This window comes from Pseudomonas huaxiensis (assembly GCF_003231275.1).
GTDB lineage: Bacteria > Pseudomonadota > Gammaproteobacteria > Pseudomonadales > Pseudomonadaceae > Aquipseudomonas > Aquipseudomonas huaxiensis.
The window spans coordinates 123,776-146,487 of sequence record NZ_QKVL01000002.1 but is presented as its reverse complement, the minus strand read 5'-3'; the positions used below and the strand labels follow the sequence as shown (position 1 = coordinate 146,487).

The following is a 22,712-nucleotide window of genomic DNA, read 5'->3' as shown; positions in this document are numbered from 1 at the left end:
GGCGGCGCGGCCGGGCTGATCAGAAGTCGTAGGCGATTTTGCTGTACCAGTAGCCGCCACCCGGATGGAACGGCGGGTTGCCGTACGGCGCCAGGCCCAGCGGGCTGTACACCGCGTGCTTGTCGGGGCGCACGTCGAACAGGTTGGTGGCGCCGACGCTGAGGGTCAGTTGATCGAAGAAGGTATAGGCGACGTCCAGGTCGGTGATCCATTTGGCGCCGAAGCTGCGGTCGCCGCTGGGGTTGACCGCCAGGGTCTTCACGCTGCCGAAGCGGGTGGTCTGCAGGTTCACCGCGAAGTCGCTGACCTTCCAGTTGGCGCCGAGGATCCACTTGGTTTCCGGGCTGGCCACGGTCAGGTCGCCTTCGCGGTCGCGGCCCACCAGGGTTACGCCGGAACCTGCGAGGGAGGCGGGGGTGTCACGCACGTCCTCGATGCTGGTCTTGTTCCAGTTGAACGCCAGGCTCCAGCGCACATCGCCCCAGGCGCCGAAGTCGGTGCTGTGGTCGGCGACGATATCCAGGCCCTTGGTGCGGGTGTCGTAGGCGTTGGTGTAGTAGTTGACCCAGGTGCCGCGGGTCACGCCCTGGCTTTGCAGAATGCTGTTGATGACGCCATTGCCCTGGTCATAGATGTTGCTGGTCAGGGTGATGCGGTCGTCGATATCGATCAGGTAAGCGTCGGCAGTGATGCTGGTGCGCGGCGCCGGTTGCCAGGTCACACCGAAGCCGAGGTTGCGCGATTTCTCAGGCTTCAGCGCGTCACCGCCGAGGGCTGCGGCCAGACCGCTGTCGGACGGGGTCAGGCGAGTGACGGCTGGGACCACGTTGCCGTTGACGTCGGTGGCGACGCGGTTGTCGGCGACGGTGTAGCCGATCTGGGTCAGCGACGGCGCGCGGAAGCCGGTGCCGACGGTGCCGCGCACGGCGACGCTGTCGGTCAGTTCATAACGCGAGTTGAGCTTGAGGCCGAAGGTGTTGCCCGAGTCGTCGTCGTAGTGCTCGACGCGGCCGGCCAGGTCGAGGAACCAGCGGTCGGTGAGGTCGAAGCCGAGGTCCAGGTAGGCCGCATAGTTGTTGCGGATAAGGCTGACTTCGTCCTCCGGGCGCAGGGTCACCGCCGCCTGGGCGCCGGAGGCCGCCGGGTAGTTACCGGTGATATACGCCTCACGTTCGCCGGCGAAGGTGCTGAAGCGTTCCCAGCGGTGTTCGAGGCCGGCTGACACCTGCACCGGCGAAGTCAGGCCGAACAGGCTGTCGTAGCGGCGGGTAAGGTCGAAGTTGTTGACCCACTGCTCGAAGCGGAAGGTCGCCAGGTTGTCGAAGCTGGTGGGCGTCGCGGTGCCCAGCGACGGGTTGATGTTGAAATCGCTGGAGTGGTGGATGTTGTTGCGCCCATAGGTGGTGCTCAGGTCCCAGTGCCAATCGGCACGCTCGCCCTTGCCGCCGAACAGGAACTGGTAGTCGCGGTCCTTGATGTTGTTCAGCGGGTAGTAACCGTCCGGGAACAGCTCCGGGACGGCGGCGGTGCCGGTGGGCAGGCGGAAATAGTTGTAGGCCTCGGCGTCGCGTTCGCCGTAGGTGGCGTAGGAGTAGAGGGTCAGCGCGTCCAGCGGCAGTTCGGCGTTGTAGGCGATGTTGAACGCCTTGATCTCGGGGTCGCCGTTCTTGATCGCGACGCGGTCCCAGGCGGCTTCCTTCACTGGGTCGCGGAAGGCCCGTACGCTGCTGTCGGCCTTGTCGTTCCAGGCGGCATCCCCGCGTTTGCGGGCGTCGGCGGACAGGTGCACAAAGCCGCTTTCGCCGAGCTTGAAGCCTTGGTCGCCGGCCACCTTGATGGTCTCGCCCTGGCCGGAATAGAGCTGGCCGTAGCTGGTCTCCACATGCCCGCCGGAGGCGCTGGACTTGAGGATGATATTGATCACCCCGGCCACCGCATCGGAGCCGTACTGGGCGGCGGCGCTGTCCTTGAGGATTTCGATGTGGTCAACGGCACTGACCGGGATCAGGTCGATGTCCACCGCGTTGGCGCCGCTGTTGTCGATATTGCCGCGCTGGCCGACGGCACCGTTGTGCCGGCGCTTGCCGTTGACCAGCACCAGGGTGTAGGCCGGGCCCAGGCTGCGGTTGCTCAGCGGCCGGGTGACCGAGTTGTAGCCGGCGATATTGGTGCCGAAGTTGAACGACGGCAGCAGCCGCGAGATAGCTTCGGACAGCTCGGCGCGGCCGGTCTTGAGCAGTTGCTCGCTGTTGATCACATCGATCGGTGCAGGGCTGTCGGCGACGGTACGTTCCTGGCCACGGACACCGGTGGAGATGACGGTGACGGTGTCGAGGCGGGCGTCTTTGTCCGCGGCCTGGGTTGCGGGCGCAAAGCCGGCGAACAGCAGGGCGGTAGTGAGGGTGCTGAGGTGCGGGTATCGGGATATGTGCATGCGGGCATAGTCCGTTACTGCGTGGCACTGGCCCTGGGTCTGGGTGCAGGTAGATCGCCTGGCGTTGTCGTTTTTGAAGGAGGGACGAGGTCGTCTGGGATTGATCTTATTTTTATAAGAACGTCAGCGGAAATTCTTTTTTGGAATATGAATATTATTCTTTTTAGGAATTATTGTTTATTTTTAATATGCAAGTTATTGATGTGTTTCGTGAGTGTTCATCAGCGCCTTTTGCGCTGCCGGATACCCCTGTGGGAGCTGGCCTGTCGCTATGCCGATCCAACCGCGACACAAGATGACGCGGAGCCCGTTCACCATTGGCGCCCTATGCAAGCCATGGATGCCTGACGATGAACGATCAAACGCTACTGACCGCCGCTCAAGGATCGATTACATGACGGTCCCGGTTACGGATATTGCGCATCGACGCGCCTTGTCGGTGCGGCAATTACTGTCGCTGAACCTGCGAATTCCTCCCTATCAGCGGCCTTACAAGTGGACCGAGAAGCAGGTGATGCAACTGTTTCTCGACCTGCAGACCTTTCACGGCGAGGTGGTCTATCGGCTCGGCACCGTGGTGTTTCATCACGGGCATGAGCCAGCGGGAACGGGCTGGCTGGACATCGTCGACGGTCAGCAGCGCACCCTGACGCTGTTGTTGATGGTGCGGGCGCTGATTGCTCGGCCCCGGCCGCTGAAGTCCTCGGCCTTGCGCGAGCAACTGGCTGCGCTTGGCGCGATCCAGCACCCTCTGAGGTTCAGCAGTCAGGTGTCGATGCGCAATCTGCGCCAGAACTACCAGACGATCTGTCGCCTCGTACAACGCGAGGACTTCGACGAGTCGTTGATCGATTTTCTGCTGAACAGATGCGAAGTGGTCTGCTTCACGCTGGGTGATATCTCCGAGGCCTTCCAGTTCTTCGATTCGCAGAACGCCCGTGGCCGTGACCTGGAACCTCATGACCTGCTCAAGGCTTATCACCTGCGCGAGTTCGATCCCGCCGACGATGGACTTAAAACTACTGTGGTGGCGGAATGGGAGAACAGTAAAAGCCAGGAGCTGGCGAAGCTGTTCGGCCAGTACCTGTACCGCATTCGCCGCTGGGTGAAGGGGGATTCGGCGCGCTATTTCGGCAAAGACGATGTGGCGTTGTTCAAGGGGGTGAATCTAGTCACCTCGCCGCCGTATCCGTATGTCCAGCAACTGCGTATCGCCCACCACTGGGTCGATCAATACAACCAGCAGCCGGATCGCCGTATTGATCTGCAGCACGCTGCGTTTCCCTTTCACTTCGACCAGACCATCGTCAATGGTCGGCGTTTCTTCGAAATGGCGGCCCACTACCAACGGATGGTCGAGACGGTAAAGGCCGGCAGGTTCGCGCTGGATGACACGGCGCAAGAGGTGCTCAAGACGCTCGACAGCTACCCGGGCCGACACCGCAAGGGCGATCGTTACGTGCGCGGGATGTTCGACTGCCTGGTCATGTACTACCTCGACCGCTTCGCTACGGAGGAAATCGGTCGGGCCATCGAAAAGGCGTTCGTCTGGGCCTATCACGTGCGCCTGGAACGCCACGCCGTGCATCTCGCCACCGTGGACAACCACGTGCTGGAGCACAACCTGTTTCGCGTGGTCCAGGCAGCGGCTCGCCCCCGGGAGGTGTTTTTGCACCCGTTGCCGGCGACCCGGATCAACCGTGAAAACGAGACAGAATTGCTAGCGTTGTTCAAGGTGCTGAATGTCAATGAATGAACCCGTTACCCAGCTTTCCATCGAGACGCTGTTCAATGGCGACGACCGTTACCTGATCCCCATGTACCAGCGCAATTACGCCTGGGAAGAAGGGGAGATCGGTCAACTGATCCAGGACGTGATCGATGCCATGCCGGCTGGCAAGTCCTACTACCTTGGCTCGCTGGTAGTGTATCCGCGTCCGGGCCACGGACCCGCACAGTTCGAGACCCTCGACGGACAGCAGCGGCTGACCACGTTGTCCTTGCTGGTGCTGTACCTGCAGAAGCAGTTGGCGTTGTCGGAATCGTTCAGCCGTTCGCCCGTGGCTTTCGAAAACCGTCCGCAATCGAGCAGAACCCTTGAGGCGATCGCCTGTGCGGAAGGACATGATGATCTCGGCGAAAAAGCGGCGGACAAACACTTCAACAGCGCGATCCTCAACGGTTACCGACTGGTGCACAAGCTGGTTCCTGCGCGCCTGAGGGAAAGTAATGCCACCCTCAAGGGCTTTGCCGACTACCTGCTGCAGCAGGTGCAAATCATGCGGGTGCAGGTGCCGGAGGGCACCCAGCTGAATCACTATTTCGAAGTCATGAACAACCGTGGCGAGCAGCTCGAAAAGCATGAGGTGTTGAAGGCTCGATTGCTGGAGGTGCTGGGTGCCGATGCCGAAACGGCGGCATGTGTGCATCAGGTCTGGGAAGCCTGCGCGAACATGGAGAAGTACGTGCAAACAGGGTTCTCCCCAGAGCAACGCACTCGCCTGTTTGACGAGAGTCGCCTCAGGGTTGACGGTTTCACCGAGCTGATGGCGGCGCTGAAGGACGCCAGACCCGCGGATGTCGTCGATGCGTCGACGGCACTGACACTGGACGCGATCCTTGCTGACCCCGCAACCGCGGCGCAGCACTACCCGGTCGACAAGGACGAGGGCGCGCCGGAGCGATTCGGTTCGGTCATCAACTTCCCCAACTTCCTGCTGCATGTCCTTCGGTTGCATGCGGAACAGCGCAATCCGGGCTCCGCCGAAACCATCGCGCTGGACGACAAGCGTTTGCTTCAGGCCTTCGATACGCACCTGCTGAAAGCTGCTAACCGCGAGCAGGCGGGGCAGTTCATGGTCGACCTGTTGCGGTGCAAAGCGCTCTATGACCAGTTTGTGGTCAAGCGCGTGCAACTGGACACGACCGATGGCTGGAGCCTCAAGCGATGCAAGTCAGACAGCCCCGGCATCAGCTATCCCAACACCTTCGGGGGTGAGCAGGACAAACACCTGAACCTGCCGGTCCTGATGCTGCTGTCGGCATTCCATGTGTCCGCACCCAGTCAGGCTTACAAATATTGGCTGTACGCCGCGCTGCGCTATCTGTTCCAGCAGGCAGACCAGCCCGTGGAGGCCGCGGCTTATCTCGACTACCTGCTGTCCATTGCCAAGGGCTTTGTCTTTGACCGGGCGTTGGCGCAAGAGGGGATGGGATATCACGAGATCATTCATCGCGAGGGGCGCCAGTGCCTGAGCGGTCCTGAGTCGATCGATCTGCCAGCGACAGCCACACGGTTGCGGTATGGCGCCATCGAGAACAATCTGGTGTTCAACTTTCTTGACTACCTGCTGTGGCAGAAGCACCGCGCCACGGATGCGGATGTCGAGGCATTCAGGTTCACCTTCCGCAGTTCGGTCGAGCATCACTATCCGCGCAATCCCGTCTCGGCGACGCGGCTTGAGGAGGGGCCATTGAATGCGTTCGGCAATCTCTACCTGATCAGTCATAGCAAGAATTCTCGACTGAGCAACCATTTGCCCGAGCACAAGAAACAGCATTACAAGGCTGCGGAGATGGATAGCGTCAAACAACACCTGATGATGCGTGGCAATTGGGGGGCCGGGGCCATTGCCAGGCATGAGGGGGAGATGTTGCAGGTGTTGCGCGATAGTCTGGCGCGAACCTGAGTGACCGAATGATTCGGGACCGCGTGGGCAGTCCCGAGTCTGTCAGCTCGCTCAGAAGGTGTACGCAACCCCCGCCTGCACTGTCCGCGGTGCACCCGGGTAGGCGTAGGTGTTGAACGCCCCCTCGTCATAGCCCTTGTTGAAGACGTTCTTCACATCCAGGTTCAGCCGGACATGCTCGTTGACCTTATAAAAGCTCAACAGGTCCACCACGCTGTAGCGCTCCATGGTGTAGGTCACGGCTTCGGTCTGGCCATTGCGGTCGCCGACGTACTTCAGGCCCACGCCCAGACCCAGGCCCTTGGCAACGCCGTCCTGGAACTCGTAGGTGTTGAGCAGGCTGAAGCTGTTGCGCGGGATGTTGGCCAGACGGGTGCCGGTCGGCAGGCGGTTGTCCTTGGTCACTTCGGCATCGACGTAGGCGTAGCCACCGATCACACGCCACTCGGGGGTGAGGTTGCCGGCGATGTTGAGGTCCAGGCCGCGGCTGCGTACCTCGCCGGCGGCGATGCTGTAGTTCGGGTCGGTCGGGTCGCGGGTCAGCACGTTTTCCTTGACGATGTGGTAGATCGCGCCGTCGACGCTGAGCTGGCGGTCTAGCGCTTCCCACTTCATCCCCAGCTCATAGGACTTGCCTTTTTCCGGCTCGAAGCCGTCGCCTTGCAGACTGGCACCGCTGTTGGGCTTGAACGAGCGCGCGGTGTTGGCATAGACCGCGAGGCTGTCGGTGAGATCGTAGATCAGGCCGAAGCGCGGTGTCACCGCGTTCTCCGCAGCTTCCCAACCCTTGGTGCCCGGCAGGTAGTTGTCGTAGTGGTGCTCGAAACGTTCGATGCGCACACCCGCCAGTGCCTTGAGACGCTCGGTCAGGGCCACCTGATCCTGCAGGAAGTAGGCCCAGGTCTTGAGGTTTTCCTGGTCGTGGGTGGTGGTGCGGGTCAGGGCCGGACGCTGCTGGCCCAGCACCGGGTTGTAGATATCGATCGGGTAGGTGTCATTGGCGGTCGCGGAACGCAGGATGATCGACTGGTAGTCATAGTCTTCGTACTCGACGCCAGTCAGCAAGGTGTGGGCGAAGCCGCCGGTGTCGAAGTGGCCGGTGAGGTTCAGTTGGTAGTCGCGGTCGGTCCAGTCCAGCTTGCGCCAGTTGAAGTTGCGCTGCAGGGTGCGGCCGTCCGCCGGGGCGCCATTGGCTTCGACGGCGTTGCCCTGCAGGGTGCCGTCCAACCACTGGAAGCCACCGCCGAGGGTCCAGTTGTCGTTCAGGGCGTGTTCGAAACGCAACTGGGCCATGTCGTTATCGTTGTGCAGCAGGTTGTCGCTGCCTTTTTCCCAGATGTTGGTGTCACGGGAGGCGCTGCCGGTCTGGGTGGTGTAGCGGGTCAGGCCGCGGTCCAGCGGGTGATTGTTCCGCATGAAGTCGCCTTCGAAGATGATCTTCGTGGCGTCATTGACCTGCCAACTGAGCACCGGCGCGACTTCGTAGCGCTCGCTCTCGACATCGTCGCGGAAACTGTCGCCGCCTTCGCCGAGGATGTTCAGGCGATAGGCGAGGCTGCCGTCCTGGTTCAGCGGGCCGGTGGCGTCGAGGGTGGCGCGGTGCATGCCCTGGTCATCGAACTGGCTGCCGAGGGTGACTTTGGTTTCCGGCAGCGGCTGCTTGCTGACGACGTTGAAGGTGCCGCCAGGATCACCACGGCCATACAGGCTGGTGGCCGGGCCGCGAATCACTTCCAGGCGCTCGACGCTGTTGGCGTCCGGGGCGTTGGGGTAGCCGCGGTTCATCGGGAAGCCGTTGCGGTAGTACTCGCCGGTGGTGAAGCCGCGCACCGTCACGGTGGTCAGCCCCTGGCCGCCGAAGTTGTTGGCCCGACCCACGCCGCCGGCGTAGTCGAGGGCGTCCTGCAGGCGGGTGGATGCGGTGTCTTCCAGCACATCCCGCGGTACCACGCTGATCGATTGCGGGGTTTCGTGCAGCGCCGTGTCGGTGCGTGTCGCGCTGGCGGAGCGGGTGGCTTTGTAGCCTTGCACCGGACCGTCGGCGCGCTCGTAGTCGGCGGCGTCGGCGTTGATGTTCACCGCGTCGAGCTGGACGTTGCCGGTGGCGTTTTCGGGGGACTGGGCAGCCAAAGCCAGCGAAGGAATGGCGTGGAGCAGGCACAGCGAGACGATCGTGCGACGCATCGAGTTTGAAATCCTGGCGGGAGGTTGTAGGACAACGAGAAAGGCGGGCGATAGTATCTGCGTGTAATTCGCATTTGCAAATACTTTTTAAACTGATGGTATGCCAGAAAACTTGATGGGTCAGACAGAAAAATGTCTTGGAATAGAGGGTCTTACGCGGTTCTAGCGTAGAGATGCCAGGCCGGATTACCGGCCTGGCGGGAGGCGTTTTGGCTTAGTTGCTTACGGCGGGCGCCATCGACCGGGCTACGTCAGCCGAGCGCTTTTCGTTCAGTTCGCGGATCGCCTTGATCGGCTTGTTCAGTTGGTCCAGCAGCGCGCTCATCACGCTCAGCGTGTCCACTTCTTCTGTGCCGCGGTGCTGCTTGAGCAGGTCTTCGATGCGTGCGGCAATCACCGGTTCCCAGCGGTCACTTTCTTCGAGCAGGGCGTGCAAGGTATTCAGGCCGCGTTGCGCGCTCGAGGTAATGGCTTCAACTTCCGCGGCGCCGGGTGCGAAGACGGCGACCTCGGCCTCGATTTCATCGTCGAAATCGACGTCCTCTTCGGCCTCCTCCAGTTGACCGATCGCCTGGTCCACCTGACGCTCGGCGATATGCTCGACCAATTCCCGGGCTTCTTCGCTGAGGAAGCGCAGTGTGCCGAAATGGGTGTTGCGGCCTGGCGACTGCGGAAGCAGAAAACGCACGGACTCGCCTTCCCCGAGCACCCGGTCACTCCAGTCTTTCAATGTTTGCCAGGACGTGATTCGCGGGTAGTTGATCTTCTTGGCCAGCCTCTGGACCACCTCGTCGCTTAGCGAAGAGGGCTCGACCAGCACGCCATATTTACGGTGTAGCGTGGCGGCGATATCAACGTTTGTAGTCATTGCTCAAGACTCTCCAGTCCTTGGTTTTGGGCGATGATATCAAGGTGATGTCTCTTCGACTGCCTCGGGAATCTGAGCTGCGCTGCACGAGGCTGAAGCGGGCCGCCCGGAGTGAAGCACCTTTACGGTGAAGTGCACTTAAAAGTTGCACAAAAAGAAACTAACTTTCCCTTGGGGAAATATTAAAAAGACCGTCTTCCCGTCGAATCTTCAAATAAAAGTCTTTTAAATCATCTGCTTGAATGTTGATGAAGGCAGCGCGCAGAACTTGGCAGGCCAATTGCCTTGTCCATGGGGCAACTCAACAGCCACGTGGAAGGATGCTCTTCCCGAGGCATCCGAATGCCGACCCGTCATCCGAGCACGGGGTGCAGGCATCCCCATCGATTGGAGGCAGTGGGCAATGATCCGGTTTTCACCTGTGGTCCGCGGTACCTTGGGCCTTTCCCTGATGTTGAGCGCGACTGCGGCCCTGGCCGAGGAAGCGCCGCCCGCGATCAACAGTGGCGACACCGCCTTCGTGGCGTTGTGCTCGCTGGTGGTGCTGTTGATGATGCTACCGGGCCTGGCGCTGTTCTATGGCGGCATGGCGCGGAGCAAGAACGTACTGTCGATCATGATGCAGGTGTTCTGCACCTCGTCGCTGATGGCGGTGCTGTTCGCCGTCTACGGCTACAGCCTGACCTTTGCCGATGGCGGTTCGCTGCAAGCGGTGATCGGCGGCCTCGACAAGCTGTTCATGAGTGGCGTGACCAAGGACACGGTGGTCGGCACCATCCCCGAATACCTCTACTTCCTGTTCATGCTGCTGTTCGCCGCAATCACCCCGGCGATCATCGTCGGCGCCTTTGCCGAACGGATGAAGTTCAGCGCGGTGCTGGTGTTCATGGCGATCTGGCTGAGCATCAACTACATCCCCATGGCGCACATGGCCTGGGGCGGCGGCTGGGTGTTCAACCTGGGCGTGCAGGATTTTGCCGGCGGCAACGTGGTGCACCTCAACGTTGGTATCGCCGCGCTGGTCGGGGCCTGGATGCTTGGGCGTCGACGCGGTTTCGGCACCTCGGCGCTGGCACCGCACAACATGACCATGACCTTCACCGGTGGCTGCATGCTCTGGGTCGGCTGGCTGGGGTTCTGCGGCGGTTGCGCGCTGGCGGCCAATGGTTTCGCGATGCTGGTGATGGTCAACACCATGCTCGCCAGTTGCGCCGGGGCGCTGGGCTGGATCCTCGTCGAGTGGCAGCACCGCGGCCGGCCGAGCCTGTTCGGCGCGATCTCCGGCGCCATCGCCGGGCTGGTGGCGATCACCCCGGCGTGCGGTTATGTCGGGCCCATGGGCGCGATTTTGCTGGGCCTGATCGCAGGTCCGGTGTGCGTCTGGTCAGTGGACAAACTCAAGCCGATGATCGGCCTGGACGACGCCTTTGATGTGTTCGGCGTGCATGGCGTGGCCGGCATTCTGGGTGGCCTGCTGACTCCGGTCTTCGCATTGACTGCGATTGGCGGCCAGGGCTTTGCCGAAGGTCGCGGCCTGATGGAACAGTTGTCGATCAACGCCGGCGCGATCCTGTTCAGCATCAGCGTTTCCGCGATCACTAGCTGGATCGCCTTCAAGGTGGCGGCGGCGCTGTGCGGTGGCCTGCGCGTGGATGAAGAAGCCGAAGTCGATGGCCTGGACCTCTCCGCCCATGGCGAGGTGGGCTACAAATACTCCAATTGAGTGCTGCAAAACCCCGCGCCGACGCCTTGCGTCGGCGTTTTCATTGGGATCGAGGGAGTTGTGCGATGGGTGGGTTGAATGGATGGGGCTACCTGATTTTCGCGGGCGTGTGCGAGGTGTTCTACGCCTCGATCATCCCCCGCACCGAAGGCTTTACCCGGCTGTGGCCGAGCCTGTACTGCGGGTTCTTTCTGGCGTTGAGCATCTACCTGCTGAGCCTCTCGGTACGCGAATTGCCGCTGGGCCTGGCCTATGCGGTATGGGTGGGGATCGGCACGCTGGGGACGGTGGTGTATGGCAGCCTGTTTCTGGGGGAATCGCTGGGGGTGTTGAAGGGGTTGTGCTTGTTGATGATTGTTGGCGGGATTGTCGGGTTGAAGCTGGTGGGGGGGAGTCAAGTGGCTTGAGGTCGCGTCATGGCTATCAGGTGCACGCCGGCAGATCTGAAGGGCGCTGAAGATCTGCCGGCGTGCACCTGATAGCCTTCATCCGAGGCCCAAGCCACAGGCCCCGGAATCCTCTACCTCACTTCAGCTTCGGCAATTCCTCATCCTGCATCGCATAGCTGTGTTTCTCATGCACAAACGTCGTCACCAGGGCATACAGGGTCGCGGCCACCACCACCAAGGTGATGAAGCCGAGCACGACCGGTTTGTCGGCGAAGGTGAATACGGCGCTGGCGCCTTCGTAGGTACTGATGCTCATGGCGTTGCTCCTCAGACTGTGGCTTTGCTTTCGGCGATCAGGTTCGCCTTGGGTTTGCTGACCGGTTCACCATAGATCCCGCTCCACTCCGGATAGGCCTGGGCCGGGACTTCGGTGAGGTCCAGTCCACGCTCTTCGGCATGCGCCGGAACCCGCAGCACGCCGGCTTTCTTCAGCGCCCAGGAAACCAGGTAACCAGGGATGAAGCCGAGCGCCGCCATCACCACCGCACCGCCCAGTTGGCCGAAGAAGCTGATCGGCGCCATGCCGTTCATGTTCGGGTAGCCAGCAAGGAAGATGCCGCTGATGACCAGCCCGGCGAAGCCACCGAAGCCGTGCACGGCGAAGGCGCCGACGGCGTCGTCGAGGCGGAATTTCAGCAGCAGGTTGTTCACCAGTGGTGCGACGGCGGCTACACCCATGCCGATCAGGTACGCAAGGCCGGGGTGGTAGAGGTCCAGGCCAGGGGCCACGGAGATGATCCCGACCAGGCCACCGGACATCATCCAGTACGGTTCGCGGCTGGTCAGGTAGGCGCCGATCAGGCCGCCGGCGAAGCCCATCAAGGTGTTGAAGGCGAAGGCGGAAAGGGTGGTGGGGGCGCCGTAGATGTTGATCCACTGCGCGCCCGAGCTGTAGATGATGCAGCCGCCAAGGAAACCGAAGAAGCCGACGATGATCAGCATCAGGCCGACCACGCTCATCGGCATGCTGTGGCCGACGATGGCGTTGGCGCTGCCGTCGGGGTTGAAGCGGCCGATGCGGGCGCCGAGGTTGATCACCACCGCCAGGGCGAAGAAGCCGGCGATCATGTGCACCACGCCCGCCGCGCCGACGTCATGGTAGCCCCACTTCACGGTCAGCCAGCCTTCCGGGTGCCAGCCCCACGCGGCGCCGAACAGCCACAGCACCGAGCCGAGCAGGATGGTCATGATGATGAAGGCGCTCATCCGCGCCCGCTCGATGATGGCCCCGGAGAGGATCGAGCCGGTGGTTGCGGCGAACAGGGCGAAGGCGCCCCAGAAAATGCCGGTGGCGTTGTCCTTGATGTTCGGGCCCATGCTCTGGCTCCAGGGCATGGCTGCGGCGAGAGCGTCCATGCGCGGCACGATGCCGTCGGGGAAGGCGTTGTAGATGGCCCAGCCGAAGAGGAAGAAGGTGGGGACGATGAAGCCGAAGGCGAGGATGTTCTTCACCCCGGCGGCCAGGGCGTTCTTCAGGCGCGAGGCGCCGATTTCGTAGGAGAGGAACCCCGCGTGGATCAGGATCATCAGGGCGATGCACCACCAATAGAAGATTTCCATATTGAGGGTGTTGGTCATCTCGATCAGACCCTTGAGTTCCTCCAGGGTCGGCGTTTTCTGTTCTTCCATCACTCAATCCTCGATGCGTTGTCGCTGGAATAGTTGTGGTGGGCAGAGGGAAGGGGACTGCTTGCCTTGGGGCTTTTGTTGTTGTGGGATTCATCGCTGGCAAGCCAGCTCCCACAGGTACTGTGGAGGCTGGCCAGCGATTCTGTGCTACTGACTCTGCAACATGGTCTGGATCTGCTGCACCGACTCCTGTGTCCTGCGCGCCAGATTGCGCACTTCGTCGGCCACCACGGCGAAGCCGCGGCCACCTTCGCCAGCCCGCGCCGCTTCGATGGCGGCGTTCAACGCCAGCAGGTTGGTCTGCTCGGCAATCCCGCGAATCACCCCGGCGACCTGGGCGATCTGCCCGTAGGTGGCCTGGATGCTGGCCTGCTCGCGGTCATGCAGCGAGGCGGCGGTTTTCTCGTCGCTGATTTCCCGCACCGCACCGGTCACCCAGGTCAATCGCCCCTTGGCGTCGCGCAGGCAACGGCCGCGCTCACGGAACCAGACTTCGCCACGGGTCTTGTGGCGCATGCGATATTCCACGGCGTACAGCCCGTCAGCCTGGCTGTCGACCATGGCGCTGTTGAAGACCTTCATCACGTTCTTCAGGTCGTCGGCATTGACCACGCCGAAGTAGCTGTCCCAGCCATCGGGGAACGCTTCGGAGCTGTAACCGATCAGGTTGCGGAACTGCTCGGACCAGCGGATCACGTTCTGCGGGTGGTCCGGGTCGCCGTTGACCACATTCATCGCCCAGCAACCTTCGGTGAGGGTGCGCTTGGTCAGTTCCCAGACCTGGCGTTCTTCGTCCCAGCGCTGCCGCTCGGCTTCCAGGGTCAAGCAGCGTTGTTCGGCGTCATCGCGCTCGGCGGCAAGGGCCGCAGCCTGCGCCTCGGCCTGGGCCACGCGACGTTCGAGGGCAGCGTGCTCCTCGGCGGTGCAGGGCGGCGGCGGTTGGCGCTCGGCCTGCAGGCGTACCCGCTGCAGCTCCGCCCAATCCCTTTGCAGGTGCTGCAGGGCGCCGGCCAAACGCGGCTGACGCTGCAGAACCGGCGGGTTGAGCGCGCCGCCGCCGTTGCTGGACAGGTGTTCGAGCCACTGGCTGACTTCATTGGCCAGTTCACTGGACGCTTTGCTGAACCACATCGCTCGCTACTCCTTGACGGTGGGGACAGTCCCTCGGCTTACACCTAGCAATTTCTCCTCCAGTTTCGTCCTCACGCGCGCACGCGGCTTTTGTCCGGGTCATAGGCCACGGTGCCGGCGGCTACCGTTGCGCCGATGCGCTTCTGCTGGCCGTCGAGCTTGCCCACTTCGACGCGGGTGCCCGGCTCGCAGTGGGCGACGTCGAGGCGACACAGGGCGATGTTCTTGCCCAGCACCGGCGAGCGGGTGGCGCTGGTGATCACGCCGACCTGGGCCCGGCCCACCCGGACGCAATCGCCATGGGCCGCCGGCTCGTTGCCGTCCAGTTCCAGGCCCACCAGTTTCTGCTGCGGATGGGCGGCCCGGCGCAGCAGCGCTTCGCGGCCGATAAAGTCGGCCTGCTTGCTTTTCAATGGCACGCAGAAGCCGATGCCGGCTTCGAACGGATCGGTCTGGTCGCAGAATTCGTAGCCAGCGAAGATCAGCCCGGCTTCGATGCGCAGCATGTCCAGCGCCTGCAGGCCCAGCGGTACCAGGCCCAACGGGTCGCCCAGCTCCCAGACACGGTTCCACACGCGCAGGGCGTCGCCGGGGTGGCACCAGATTTCGTAGCCCAGTTCGCCGGTGTAGCCGGTGCGCGAGACCATCAGTGGCGGGCCGTTGTAGTCATCCAGGCGCCCGGTGAGGAAGCGGAACCAGCCGAGGTCTTCGAGTTTCGGCTGGGTGCCCGGGGTCCAGATCATCTCCTTGAGCAGGGCGCGGGCCAGCGGGCCTTGCACGGCGATGTTGTGGATCTGCTCCGAAGCGCTCTTGACCCACACCTTCATACCCAACCTGGCCGCCTGCTCGCGCAGCCAGTCACCGGCATGGTCCTCGCCGCCGACCCAGCGGAAGGCATCGGCGCCCAGGCGCAGCAGGGTGCCGTCGTCGAGCATGCCGCCGTGGTCGTAGCACATCGCGCTGTAGACCACCTGACCCACCGCCAGCTTGCGCACGTCGCGGGTCAGGCAGTGGTCGAGCAGGGCTTCGGCGTCGGGGCCGAGCACCTCGAATTTGCGCAGGGCGGAGAGGTCCATCACCGCCACGCGTTCGCGGCAGCCGTGGTATTCGGCCAGGGTGCCGTAGCCGTCGTACTGGGTCGGGGTCCAGAAACCGCGGTATTCGCTGAACTGGCGGGTGAGGGCGGTGGTACCGGGGTGGAAGCCGCTTTCGCGGGTCAGCACCGGGTCGGCGTCGGGCGATTTTCGGGTGGCCATGGCGATACTGAAACGCTCCTTTTCGCAATACACACGGATATGGATGTCGGTGGGCAGCCAGCCGTTGGCCGGGTCGATATCGTCCGGGCATGAACTGCTGGCGCAGACCAGGTCGGTCATGGCGCGCAGCAGCACGTAGTCGCCGGGGCGCGACCAGGGTTCGTCGAGGGTCAGGTGCTGGTGGGCATCGACCCCGGTGTTGAAGAAGAAATTGATCGCCGGCCAGCCGGGGCGACCTGTCACGCCGTGGGCGGCGAGGGCGCGGCTGAGGTTGTCGCTGCAGTTGTCGTGGCCGAAGTAACCCTGCGCCTCGTAGTAGCGCGCGGTGCAGGCCAGGGCGAAGGTGTCGTGGCGGCCCACGGTGTCGCGCACCACTTCCAGCATGGGTTGCAGGTTGCGGTCGTAGAAGCGGCTGTACAGGCCGGGCCCTGGGTAGGCGCTGCCGTTGAGGGTGCGGGTCACGGTCGGGTCGAGGTCGATTTCGCGGCCGGTATCCAGGCCGCGACGGTCGAAGGCGACGAAGTCCGAGCACTGCCGCCCGGCGACGTCCAGCACCTGGATGTACTGGCCGGCACTGACCAAATAGTCCCGCGCAAAGCCTGGGCGGATGGTGAATTCGTCCACCACCTCGCCCAGAGGAGCGGGCAGCGGCGGAGCCAGGGCATTGCGCGGATTGGCCCGGTGGATCAGCAGGCGCAGCTCGCTGGCCCGCGCCTGGCTGTCGACGGCGGTCGGCCCGCCGGGCGCGGCGACCATCACCAGCAGCGCTTCGGCGGCATGGAAGCGGCGGCTGTGATTGGCCGGCGTGCCGGCGGGCCACAGTCGCGCGGCCTCCGGCAGGTGCCGGCAGTCGATACCGCGCCGCACCAGGCCCTCGGTCATGTACGCGGCTTCGCGGCTACCGTCGTGCAGCAGGTGGCTGATGAAACCGGTGTCGGGGCTTGGCCGCAGGCCGAGGGCGCCCAGCGCCGGGCGGCTGCCGGCGAAGGCCAGCAGTTCGGCGCGCTGGTCGCCTTCGAGGTCGATCACCTCCAGCCGGTCGCCCGGCTCAAGGCCAATCACCGTCATGCCGCCGGGGGCGACGCGGTGGCGTTCCAGGCTCGCCGCGCGGGCGAACAACGCCGGCTCCAGCGGTCGGGATATCACGGGGGTTTGCATGCAAGGCTCCTTGGCTGACGGGTTGCGCGCTTACGAGGTGGTCATCGCGCCGGGGATCGGCTCCGGCGTTTTCAATACGCTGCGCGGGTCATCGGCCAGGTAGGCCGTGAGGGAATCGTCAAGCGCCTCCAGCCAGGGCGTGTGATGGGGCGTGGCAAGGGTGCCGGTGATCAGTGAGCGGTGGCATTTGTCGCGGTAGCCCATGATGTTTTCGTACTTGTCTTTCTTCCATCTCAGGAAGGTTTCGTTCACTGCGGCGATGTCGAAACTCGGGTAGTCGGTGGCCTCGATCAACTGGCGGATGTACTCGCCCTGGAACTCGAACATCTGCTGGGCGGTTTGCAGGTTTTCTTCCTCCGAGCGCCAGCTCAGGTCTTCGGCCTGCATGAGCGCCGCATCGGGCAGGGCGATGCGCCCGAGGATCACGTCGCGGGCGTACCAGGCCTGGGCGTCGAACATGTTGAAGCTGTACCACTGGTCCTGCATGCCGAGGTAGATCAGCCGCGTGTTCTGCTCCCAGAACACGCCTTTGTAAAGGTTCAGCGGCCACAGGCGGTTGTCGGTTTTCAGGCGCAGTGCCTCCGGCAGGAACGGAAAGTGGTGCTTGTAGCCAGTGCAGAGAATGATCGCGTCGACGTGCTTGCTGCTGCCATCGATGAAGAACGCGGTGCTGCCTTTGACATGGGTGAGCAGCGGTTTTTCTTCCCAGTTCTCCGGCCACTGGTAACCCATCGGCGCGCTGCGGTAGCAACTGGTGATGCTGCGGGCGCCGTACTTGAAGCATTGCGAGCCGATGTCTTCGGCCGAGTAGCTGCCGCCGACGATAAGGACGTCCTTGCCACGAAACTCCAGGGCGTCGCGAAAGTCGTGGGCGTGCAGCACGCGCCCGGCGAAGCTTTCGAAGCCGGGGAAGCAGGGCACGTTCGGCGTGGAGAAATGACCGCTGGCGACCACCACGTAATCGAAGGTTTCGCTATAGGTGAGGTCCTGCTCGTAGTTGTGGGCGGTGACGCTGAAAGTCTGGTGGTCGGCGTCGAAGCGCACGTCGCGCACGGCGGTACTGAAGCGGATCCACGGACGGACGCCGGCTTTTTCCACGCGCCCCTGGATGTAATCCCAGAGCACCTCGCGCGGCGGGTAGGAACCCATGGGCCGGCCGAAATGCTCGTCGAAGCTGTAGTCGGCGAACTCCAGGCATTCCTTCGGGCCGTTGGACCAGAGGTAGCGGTACATGCTGCCGTGGACCGGCTCGCCGTGTTCGTCCAGGCCGGTGCGCCAGGTGTAGTTCCACATACCGCCCCAATCGGCCTGCTTCTCGAAGCAGACCAGTTCGGGGATTTCGGCGCCCTTGGCATGGGCCGACTGGAAGGCACGCAACTGGGCCAGGCCGCAGGGGCCGGCGCCGATGATGGCAACACGCAGTTTCATGGGGGGTACTCCATGTGAGTTTTCTCGGAAGAGCATCACTTGTTGGCTCAAAGGGTTCTGTAGGAGCGAGCTCGCTCGCGAAGGGCGTTGCAACGCAGTCCCAGCCTCGGCAACTGAAACTGTCCAGGCCGGCGAGGGGGGCTTCGCGACGGTTCGGCGCTCCGACTAGCTCGCCCTACAGGTTTTGCATTGCTCGTGCGGTGCGCGGTATCAGCGGAAAATCACGGTCCGTTCGCCGTTGAGAAACACCCGGTGTTGCAGGTGGTATTTCACGGCGCGGGACAAGGCCACGGTCTCGGTGTCGCGGCCAATGCTGACCAGGTCGTCGGGCAGCCAGGCGTGGTCCACCCGCTGCACTTCCTGTTCGATGATCGGGCCCTCGTCGAGGTCGGAGGTGACGTAGTGCGCGGTGGCGCCGATCAGCTTGACGCCGCGAGCGTAGGCCTGGTGATAGGGCTTGGCGCCCTTGAATCCGGGGAGGAACGAGTGGTGGATGTTGATGGCCCGGCCAGACAGTTGCCGGCACAGGTCATCGGACAGAATCTGCATGTAGCGCGCCAGCACCACCAGTTCGGTGCCGGTCTCTTCCACCAGTTGCAGCAGCGCGGCTTCCTGTTGCGCCTTGGTGTCGCGGGTCACCGGCAGGTAGACGAAGCGGATGCCCTCGCGCTCGGCCATCGGCCGCAAGTCGAGGTGGTTGGAGACGATGGCGGTGATGCGCATGTCCATCTCGCCTTTCTGGTGGCGATAGAGCAGGTCGGCCAGGCAGTGGTCGTATTTGCTGACCATCAGCAGCACCGGCATCGGCCGGTTGCCTTCGAACAGGTCCCAGTCCATGGCGAAGGGCACGGCGACGTCGATGAAGCCTTGGCGCAAGGCGTCCAGATCGGGCTTCACGCCGTCGTTGAAGCGGAACACCGCGCGCATGAAGAAGCGTCCGGCAAGTTCGTCGTCGAACTGGGCGAGTTCGCTGATATAGCACTCGCGGCCCGCGAGGTAAGTGGTGACCGCCGCGACGATGCCGGAGGTGGCCGGGCAACTGATCTTGAGGATGTAGTGGGTCATATCGGTGGTTCTCGTGCAGGCAAGGTCGGAAGCGTTCAGCCTTTGGCGGTGCGCTTTTTCTTTTCCGGGTCGTCGAATGGCAGGCTGTGGGCGATGGCCCTGGCGCTGAGGCTGCCGCGCACTTCCAGGGGCAGGCCCTGGCTGGCGATGTGCGGCTCGACGCGGGCGATGGCCATGGAGCGTTCGGTCAGGCGCGAGTACATGGCGCAGGTGATCACGCCGACCTGGCGGCCGTCGTGCCAGAGGGTGTCGCCGTTCTGCGCCGCGCTGTGACCGTCGAGCAGTACGCCGAAGATCTTGAAGCGCTCCTGGCCCTGGCGGCGGTAGTGCTCGCCGGCGCCGCGAAAGTCGCGCTTGCCGGGCGATACGGTGAAGTCCAGACCCAGTTCCCAGAGGGTGTCGCCGGCTTTCTGGTCGGCGAAGGGATACATCTGCGAGTTGTCGTAGGGGAAGAACAGCAGGTAGCTCTCGACCCGCAGCCAGTCGAGGGCGGTGAAGGCGCAGGGGATGATGCCGTGGCCCTGGCCTTTTTCCAGGATGCTGTCCCAGATCAGCGGCGCGTCGGCGGCCTTGCAGAAGATCTCGTAGCCGCGCTCGCCGGTATAGCCGGTGCGGGAGATCATCACCGGGCGGTCAAACAGCCTGGTCTGCAGGTGGTGGAAGTACGGCAGGTCGCGGATGCCCGGAACGTGCTCGGCGAGAAAGTCCACGGCTTTGGGCCCTTGCAGCGACAGGTCGTGGAGGTCGTCGTCGAACAGCACCGCGACCTGGCGGCCCTGGGCCGAGCGAATCAGCATTTCGTGGCCGATGCCGGCGCCATGCACCACCATGAAGGCGTTGGGCCCGGTGCGGTAGACGATGCAGTCATCGGCGAAGGTGCCGTCTTCGTCGAGCAGGCTGGCGTACACCGATTTGCCCGGATAGAGCTTGCTGATGTCGCGGGTGGTGGCGTACTGCAGCAGGCTTTCGGCATGGGGCCCGACGTAGTGCACCTTCTTCAGCCCCGAGACGTCCATCAAGCCGGCGTGGGTGCGGATCGCTTCGTGGTGGTCGGCCAGGTCGCTGGCGTAGGTCCATGCGGTGCCCATGCCGTTCCAGTCTTCCAGGTTCGAGCCGAGGGCCAGGTGGCGTTCGCGGAGCGCGCTGATGCGCCATGAGTTGCTCATGGGAAATTCCTCTTGTGGTGAATCGGGGTTCAGGCTTGCGGGTCGAAGCGGCTCAGCCACTGGACCAGCGGCTGGCGGTAACGGGTCATGCCCTTGTAGTCGGCGATGGCCTCGGGCAGGTCGCGGATCACTCGGTGCAGGCGCTGCGCCCAGGCCGGGTTGGTGACCAGCTCATCCAGGCTGATCAGGTACGTGCGGATGCCGAACAGCAGCGCGTTGGAGCGCGGCAGGCGCAGCATCAGTTGCAACTCCACCCGCAGGTGCACCAGCTCGCCGGCGTTGTCGGCGGTGACCTTGCTGCGGTCGCTGCCCCACTGGTGGAACGTCTCGGGCGAGGTGTCCAGGCGCGGGTTGATGGTCAGGGTCCAGTTCAGCCGGCGTACCGGCTGGCCGACCTGAATGTTCAGCAGGTACTTGAGGGCGCGGTCGAACACGCCGATCTGGTTGGCGATCGGTACCGGCGAATGCCACTGCTTGAAGCTCATGCCGGCGTCGAAACGCAGCGACCAGTCGGCCGGGCAGGTGACCATGCCGGCGTCCATGAACAGGTCGTTGTCGCGCTGGTCGAGCAGGGCGAAATCGCCCTGCATCTGCCGGGTGATGTATTCCAGTGGCTCGCAGGGCAGGGTGGCCGGGTCGCCGTAGGTGAAGTGCTGGTCGATGCCGAGGGCGAGGTTGCGCCAGTGCCAGGCGTCGCCGTGGCGGGTCAGCTGAAAGTGCGCCGGGTAGTCGCGGGCGAGGTGTTCCATCAGTACTTCGAGGATGTCCCAGGCCGCCGGCACCATGTGCGGCATGACCATGCAGCGCTCCGGGTCTTGCTCCAGCACCCGGGCGCGCTCGGCCATTTCCGAGACGTAGTGTTCGTCCACGTCGAAGGTGTGTTCGAACACCGAGCCCGGATCGCGGGATACCGCCGGCTCGATGTTCACCGAGTACATGTACTGGTCTTCGGGGAACGGGAAGGGGAAGCGCGCGATCGCCGCCGCGCTGTTGTGGAAACTGAAGTCGTCCCGGTAGGTTTCGTTCGGCGTGAAAGTCAGGTTCATGGCGTGGCGTCTCCGGGGTCAGATATCGAGCAGGATCGGGCTGCCGCAGCCGCGGGATACGCAGGGCATCAGGCTGTTGGCGCGCTCGGCGGCGCTGAGGACATGGTCGCGGTGTTCCACATCGCCTTTCAGGTAGGGCGTCTGGCACTGGCCGCAGACCCCGCCACGACACAGGTTGGGCACGTCCACACCGGCGGCTTCGAGGGCTTCGAGCAAGCTTTGCTCGGCGCTGACCTGCAGGTGTCGACCGCTGCGCAGCAGCTCGACGCGAAACGGCTGGCCGGGTTGCGCTGCGGCGAAGGCTTCGCTGTGCACCCGGCGGGAGCTCCAGCCGAAGGCGGCGGCCTGCTCCTGGATCGCCAGCAGCAGCGATTGCGGGCCGCAACTGTAGACGTGGGCGCCCAGCGGGCGATCGCGCAGCAGGGCGGCGGGGTTCAGGCGCCGGGTGCCGCTGGGGTATTCATGCAGGCGCGGGCCCAGCAGCGTGCGCAGTTCGGCCAGGTAGGCATCGCTGCTGCCGGCGCGGTAGGCGTAGTGCAGCTCGAAGTCTTCGCCGCGGCGCAGCAGTTCGCGGCTATGGGCGAGGAACGGCGTGATGCCGATGCCGGCCGCCACCAGCAGGTGCTGGCGAGCTTTGCCGTAGAGCGCAAAGAGGTTGGCCGGGGCGCTGATGGCGAGCTTGTCGCCGGCGTTCATTTCCTGGTGCAGAAAGCGCGAGCCGCCTCGGGAATCGTCCTGATGACGTACGGCGATGCGGTACTGGCGGCGGTCGGCCGGGTCGCCCAGCAGCGAGTAGGCGTTGCGCCGGCCATTGGGCAGGCGCACTTGCACGTGGCTGCCGGCGGAGAAACCGGGCAACTCGCCGGTCAGGGCTTCCAGGCAGTACTCGCGGATCACCGGGGTGAGTTCGCGGATGGCGGTGATACGGACGTCGATCATGGGTGCACCTCGGCGAACGGTTGCTCGGCATCGGCGCATACGCCGAGGTAGGCGCCCAGCCGTTGCGAGAAGTGGCGGCGCACCTCCAGGTGCACGCCGCAGTGGCTACAGACCAGGGTGTCTTCCGGGCTGGCGGGCTGGCAGCGGGCGCAGTGCACGCAGAACACCAGGCGGCTGCCCTGCACATGGCTGAGGACGATTTCGTCGTCTTGCAGGCCGGCTTGCCGTGCCACGCCGTGCAGCGGCCAGATAAACGCCTCGTCGCCGCGCAGTTCCAGACGGAGGCCGCAACGGGCCTGGGCCAGGCGGCTACTCAGGGCGTGGTGCAGGGCGGCGCTGTCGGCGAAGTCAGTCAGCACCAATTGGCGTTCGTCTGCTATCTGGGTGTCCCTGGCGCGGGTCACCAGCAGATCGATGGCCGGGCGCGACGGGCTGGCCGGATAGCACGGGACGCTGAACGGATGGACGGTGGCGATACTGCTCATGGACACCTCGGCGGGTAAAGTCGTGTTTCTTCGTGGGGTAAATAATTTCCCCGGAAGAAATT

The 22,712-nt window shown here is 63.7% G+C and carries 16 protein-coding genes and 2 pseudogenes; 4 read left to right on the top strand and 14 right to left on the bottom strand.

Going from position 1 to position 22,712, the window contains the following annotated elements:
* Positions 1-19: 19 nt before the first annotated feature.
* Positions 20-2,434, bottom strand: coding sequence for a TonB-dependent receptor plug domain-containing protein (locus DM374_RS03985; protein ID WP_110968701.1), 2,415 nt, complete (start codon positions 2,432-2,434; stop codon positions 20-22).
* 394 nt (positions 2,435-2,828) lie between these two features.
* Between DM374_RS03985 and DM374_RS03980 the strand changes: the two genes are divergently transcribed.
* Together DM374_RS03980 and DM374_RS03975 are read left to right on the top strand one after the other, a co-directional pair.
* Entirely contained in the window at positions 2,829-4,190 is a 1,362-nt protein-coding gene (locus DM374_RS03980) for a DUF262 domain-containing protein (RefSeq protein WP_110968700.1), read from the top strand.
* Positions 4,183-6,123 (top strand): GmrSD restriction endonuclease domain-containing protein, encoded by a 1,941-nt coding sequence (locus DM374_RS03975; RefSeq protein WP_110968699.1) that lies wholly within the window; start codon positions 4,183-4,185, stop codon positions 6,121-6,123. Before DM374_RS03980 ends, DM374_RS03975 begins: the two co-directional genes overlap by 8 nt.
* A 51-nt stretch (positions 6,124-6,174) precedes the next feature.
* Here DM374_RS03975 and DM374_RS03970 read toward each other — a convergent pair whose 3' ends face one another.
* The gene (locus DM374_RS03970) at positions 6,175-8,307 is read right to left on the bottom strand and encodes a TonB-dependent siderophore receptor (protein WP_110968698.1); all 2,133 of its coding nucleotides are present in this window, start codon (positions 8,305-8,307) and stop codon (positions 6,175-6,177) included.
* 214 nt (positions 8,308-8,521) lie between these two features.
* On the bottom strand, positions 8,522-9,175 hold the full coding sequence (locus tag DM374_RS03965) for a hypothetical protein (RefSeq protein WP_110968697.1): 654 nt from the start codon (positions 9,173-9,175) through the stop codon (positions 8,522-8,524).
* Between the two features lie 403 nt (positions 9,176-9,578).
* Here DM374_RS03965 and DM374_RS03960 point away from each other — a divergent pair, with 403 nt between their 5' ends.
* Both DM374_RS03960 and DM374_RS03955 read left to right on the top strand, forming a co-directional pair.
* Positions 9,579-10,898, top strand: a complete 1,320-nt coding sequence (locus tag DM374_RS03960) for an ammonium transporter (protein ID WP_110968696.1) — start codon at positions 9,579-9,581, stop codon at positions 10,896-10,898.
* A 65-nt stretch (positions 10,899-10,963) separates the two neighbouring features.
* A complete protein-coding gene (locus DM374_RS03955; RefSeq protein ID WP_110968695.1) occupies positions 10,964-11,305 on the top strand; it encodes a DMT family transporter in 342 nt (113 codons plus the stop codon).
* Between the two features lie 118 nt (positions 11,306-11,423).
* On the opposite strand, the gene DM374_RS03950 is transcribed toward DM374_RS03955, so the two are convergent.
* From DM374_RS03950 to DM374_RS03905, 11 genes and pseudogenes are all read right to left on the bottom strand, one after another.
* A complete protein-coding gene (locus DM374_RS03950) occupies positions 11,424-11,603 on the bottom strand; it encodes a hypothetical protein (RefSeq protein WP_110968694.1) in 180 nt (59 codons plus the stop codon).
* An 11-nt stretch (positions 11,604-11,614) separates the two neighbouring features.
* Positions 11,615-12,976 (bottom strand): ammonium transporter, encoded by a 1,362-nt coding sequence (locus tag DM374_RS03945; protein ID WP_110968693.1) that lies wholly within the window; start codon positions 12,974-12,976, stop codon positions 11,615-11,617.
* Positions 12,977-13,135: 159 nt separating this feature from the next.
* Positions 13,136-13,399: pseudogene (locus DM374_RS34030) on the bottom strand (methyl-accepting chemotaxis protein); the annotation flags it as partial.
* Positions 13,379-13,711, bottom strand: a pseudogene (locus DM374_RS34025) (PAS domain-containing protein); the annotation flags it as partial. The pseudogenes DM374_RS34025 and DM374_RS34030, both read right to left, overlap by 21 nt.
* Positions 13,712-14,178: 467 nt before the next feature.
* Complete coding sequence (locus DM374_RS03935; protein ID WP_110968691.1) at positions 14,179-16,521, bottom strand: DUF1989 domain-containing protein; 2,343 nt, start codon at positions 16,519-16,521, stop codon at positions 14,179-14,181.
* Positions 16,522-16,551: 30 nt separating this feature from the next.
* Positions 16,552-17,949, bottom strand: coding sequence for an NAD(P)-binding domain-containing protein (locus tag DM374_RS03930; RefSeq protein WP_110968690.1), 1,398 nt, complete (start codon positions 17,947-17,949; stop codon positions 16,552-16,554).
* 210 nt (positions 17,950-18,159) lie between these two features.
* Positions 18,160-19,014, bottom strand: coding sequence for a formyltetrahydrofolate deformylase (purU, locus tag DM374_RS03925; protein WP_110968689.1), 855 nt, complete (start codon positions 19,012-19,014; stop codon positions 18,160-18,162).
* A 35-nt stretch (positions 19,015-19,049) separates the two neighbouring features.
* Positions 19,050-20,180, bottom strand: a complete 1,131-nt coding sequence (locus tag DM374_RS03920; RefSeq protein ID WP_110968688.1) for an aminomethyltransferase family protein — start codon at positions 20,178-20,180, stop codon at positions 19,050-19,052.
* Between the two features lie 29 nt (positions 20,181-20,209).
* Positions 20,210-21,226 carry a heme-dependent oxidative N-demethylase family protein gene (locus tag DM374_RS03915; RefSeq protein ID WP_110968687.1) on the bottom strand — a complete coding sequence of 339 codons (1,017 nt, stop codon included), beginning with the start codon at positions 21,224-21,226 and terminating at the stop codon, positions 20,210-20,212.
* An 18-nt stretch (positions 21,227-21,244) separates the two neighbouring features.
* On the bottom strand, positions 21,245-22,165 hold the full coding sequence (locus DM374_RS03910; RefSeq protein WP_110968686.1) for a PDR/VanB family oxidoreductase: 921 nt from the start codon (positions 22,163-22,165) through the stop codon (positions 21,245-21,247).
* On the bottom strand, positions 22,162-22,650 hold the full coding sequence (locus DM374_RS03905) for a dimethylamine monooxygenase subunit DmmA family protein (RefSeq protein ID WP_110968685.1): 489 nt from the start codon (positions 22,648-22,650) through the stop codon (positions 22,162-22,164). Before DM374_RS03905 ends, DM374_RS03910 begins: the two co-directional genes overlap by 4 nt.
* Between the last annotated feature and the right edge of the window lie 62 nt (positions 22,651-22,712).

What these genes read in the sequence shown, in the direction of transcription:
- DM374_RS03950 (WP_110968694.1), bottom strand. Translation starts at nt 11,603, where the DNA reads ATGAGCATCAGTACCTACGAAGGCGCCAGCGCCGTATTCACCTTCGCC.
- DM374_RS03960 (WP_110968696.1), top strand. Translation starts at nt 9,579, where the DNA reads ATGATCCGGTTTTCACCTGTGGTCCGCGGTACCTTGGGCCTTTCCCTG.
- DM374_RS03975 (WP_110968699.1), top strand. Translation starts at nt 4,183, where the DNA reads ATGAATGAACCCGTTACCCAGCTTTCCATCGAGACGCTGTTCAATGGC.
- DM374_RS03930 (WP_110968690.1), bottom strand. Translation starts at nt 17,949, where the DNA reads ATGAAACTGCGTGTTGCCATCATCGGCGCCGGCCCCTGCGGCCTGGCC.
- DM374_RS03980 (WP_110968700.1), top strand. Translation starts at nt 2,829, where the DNA reads ATGACGGTCCCGGTTACGGATATTGCGCATCGACGCGCCTTGTCGGTG.
- DM374_RS03965 (WP_110968697.1), bottom strand. Translation starts at nt 9,175, where the DNA reads ATGACTACAAACGTTGATATCGCCGCCACGCTACACCGTAAATATGGC.
- DM374_RS03945 (WP_110968693.1), bottom strand. Translation starts at nt 12,976, where the DNA reads ATGGAAGAACAGAAAACGCCGACCCTGGAGGAACTCAAGGGTCTGATC.
- DM374_RS03910 (WP_110968686.1), bottom strand. Translation starts at nt 22,165, where the DNA reads ATGATCGACGTCCGTATCACCGCCATCCGCGAACTCACCCCGGTGATC.
- DM374_RS03915 (WP_110968687.1), bottom strand. Translation starts at nt 21,226, where the DNA reads ATGAACCTGACTTTCACGCCGAACGAAACCTACCGGGACGACTTCAGT.
- DM374_RS03905 (WP_110968685.1), bottom strand. Translation starts at nt 22,650, where the DNA reads ATGAGCAGTATCGCCACCGTCCATCCGTTCAGCGTCCCGTGCTATCCG.
- DM374_RS03920 (WP_110968688.1), bottom strand. Translation starts at nt 20,180, where the DNA reads ATGAGCAACTCATGGCGCATCAGCGCGCTCCGCGAACGCCACCTGGCC.
- DM374_RS03935 (WP_110968691.1), bottom strand. Translation starts at nt 16,521, where the DNA reads ATGCAAACCCCCGTGATATCCCGACCGCTGGAGCCGGCGTTGTTCGCC.
- purU (WP_110968689.1), bottom strand. Translation starts at nt 19,014, where the DNA reads ATGACCCACTACATCCTCAAGATCAGTTGCCCGGCCACCTCCGGCATC.
- DM374_RS03970 (WP_110968698.1), bottom strand. Translation starts at nt 8,307, where the DNA reads ATGCGTCGCACGATCGTCTCGCTGTGCCTGCTCCACGCCATTCCTTCG.
- DM374_RS03985 (WP_110968701.1), bottom strand. Translation starts at nt 2,434, where the DNA reads ATGCACATATCCCGATACCCGCACCTCAGCACCCTCACTACCGCCCTG.
- DM374_RS03955 (WP_110968695.1), top strand. Translation starts at nt 10,964, where the DNA reads ATGGGTGGGTTGAATGGATGGGGCTACCTGATTTTCGCGGGCGTGTGC.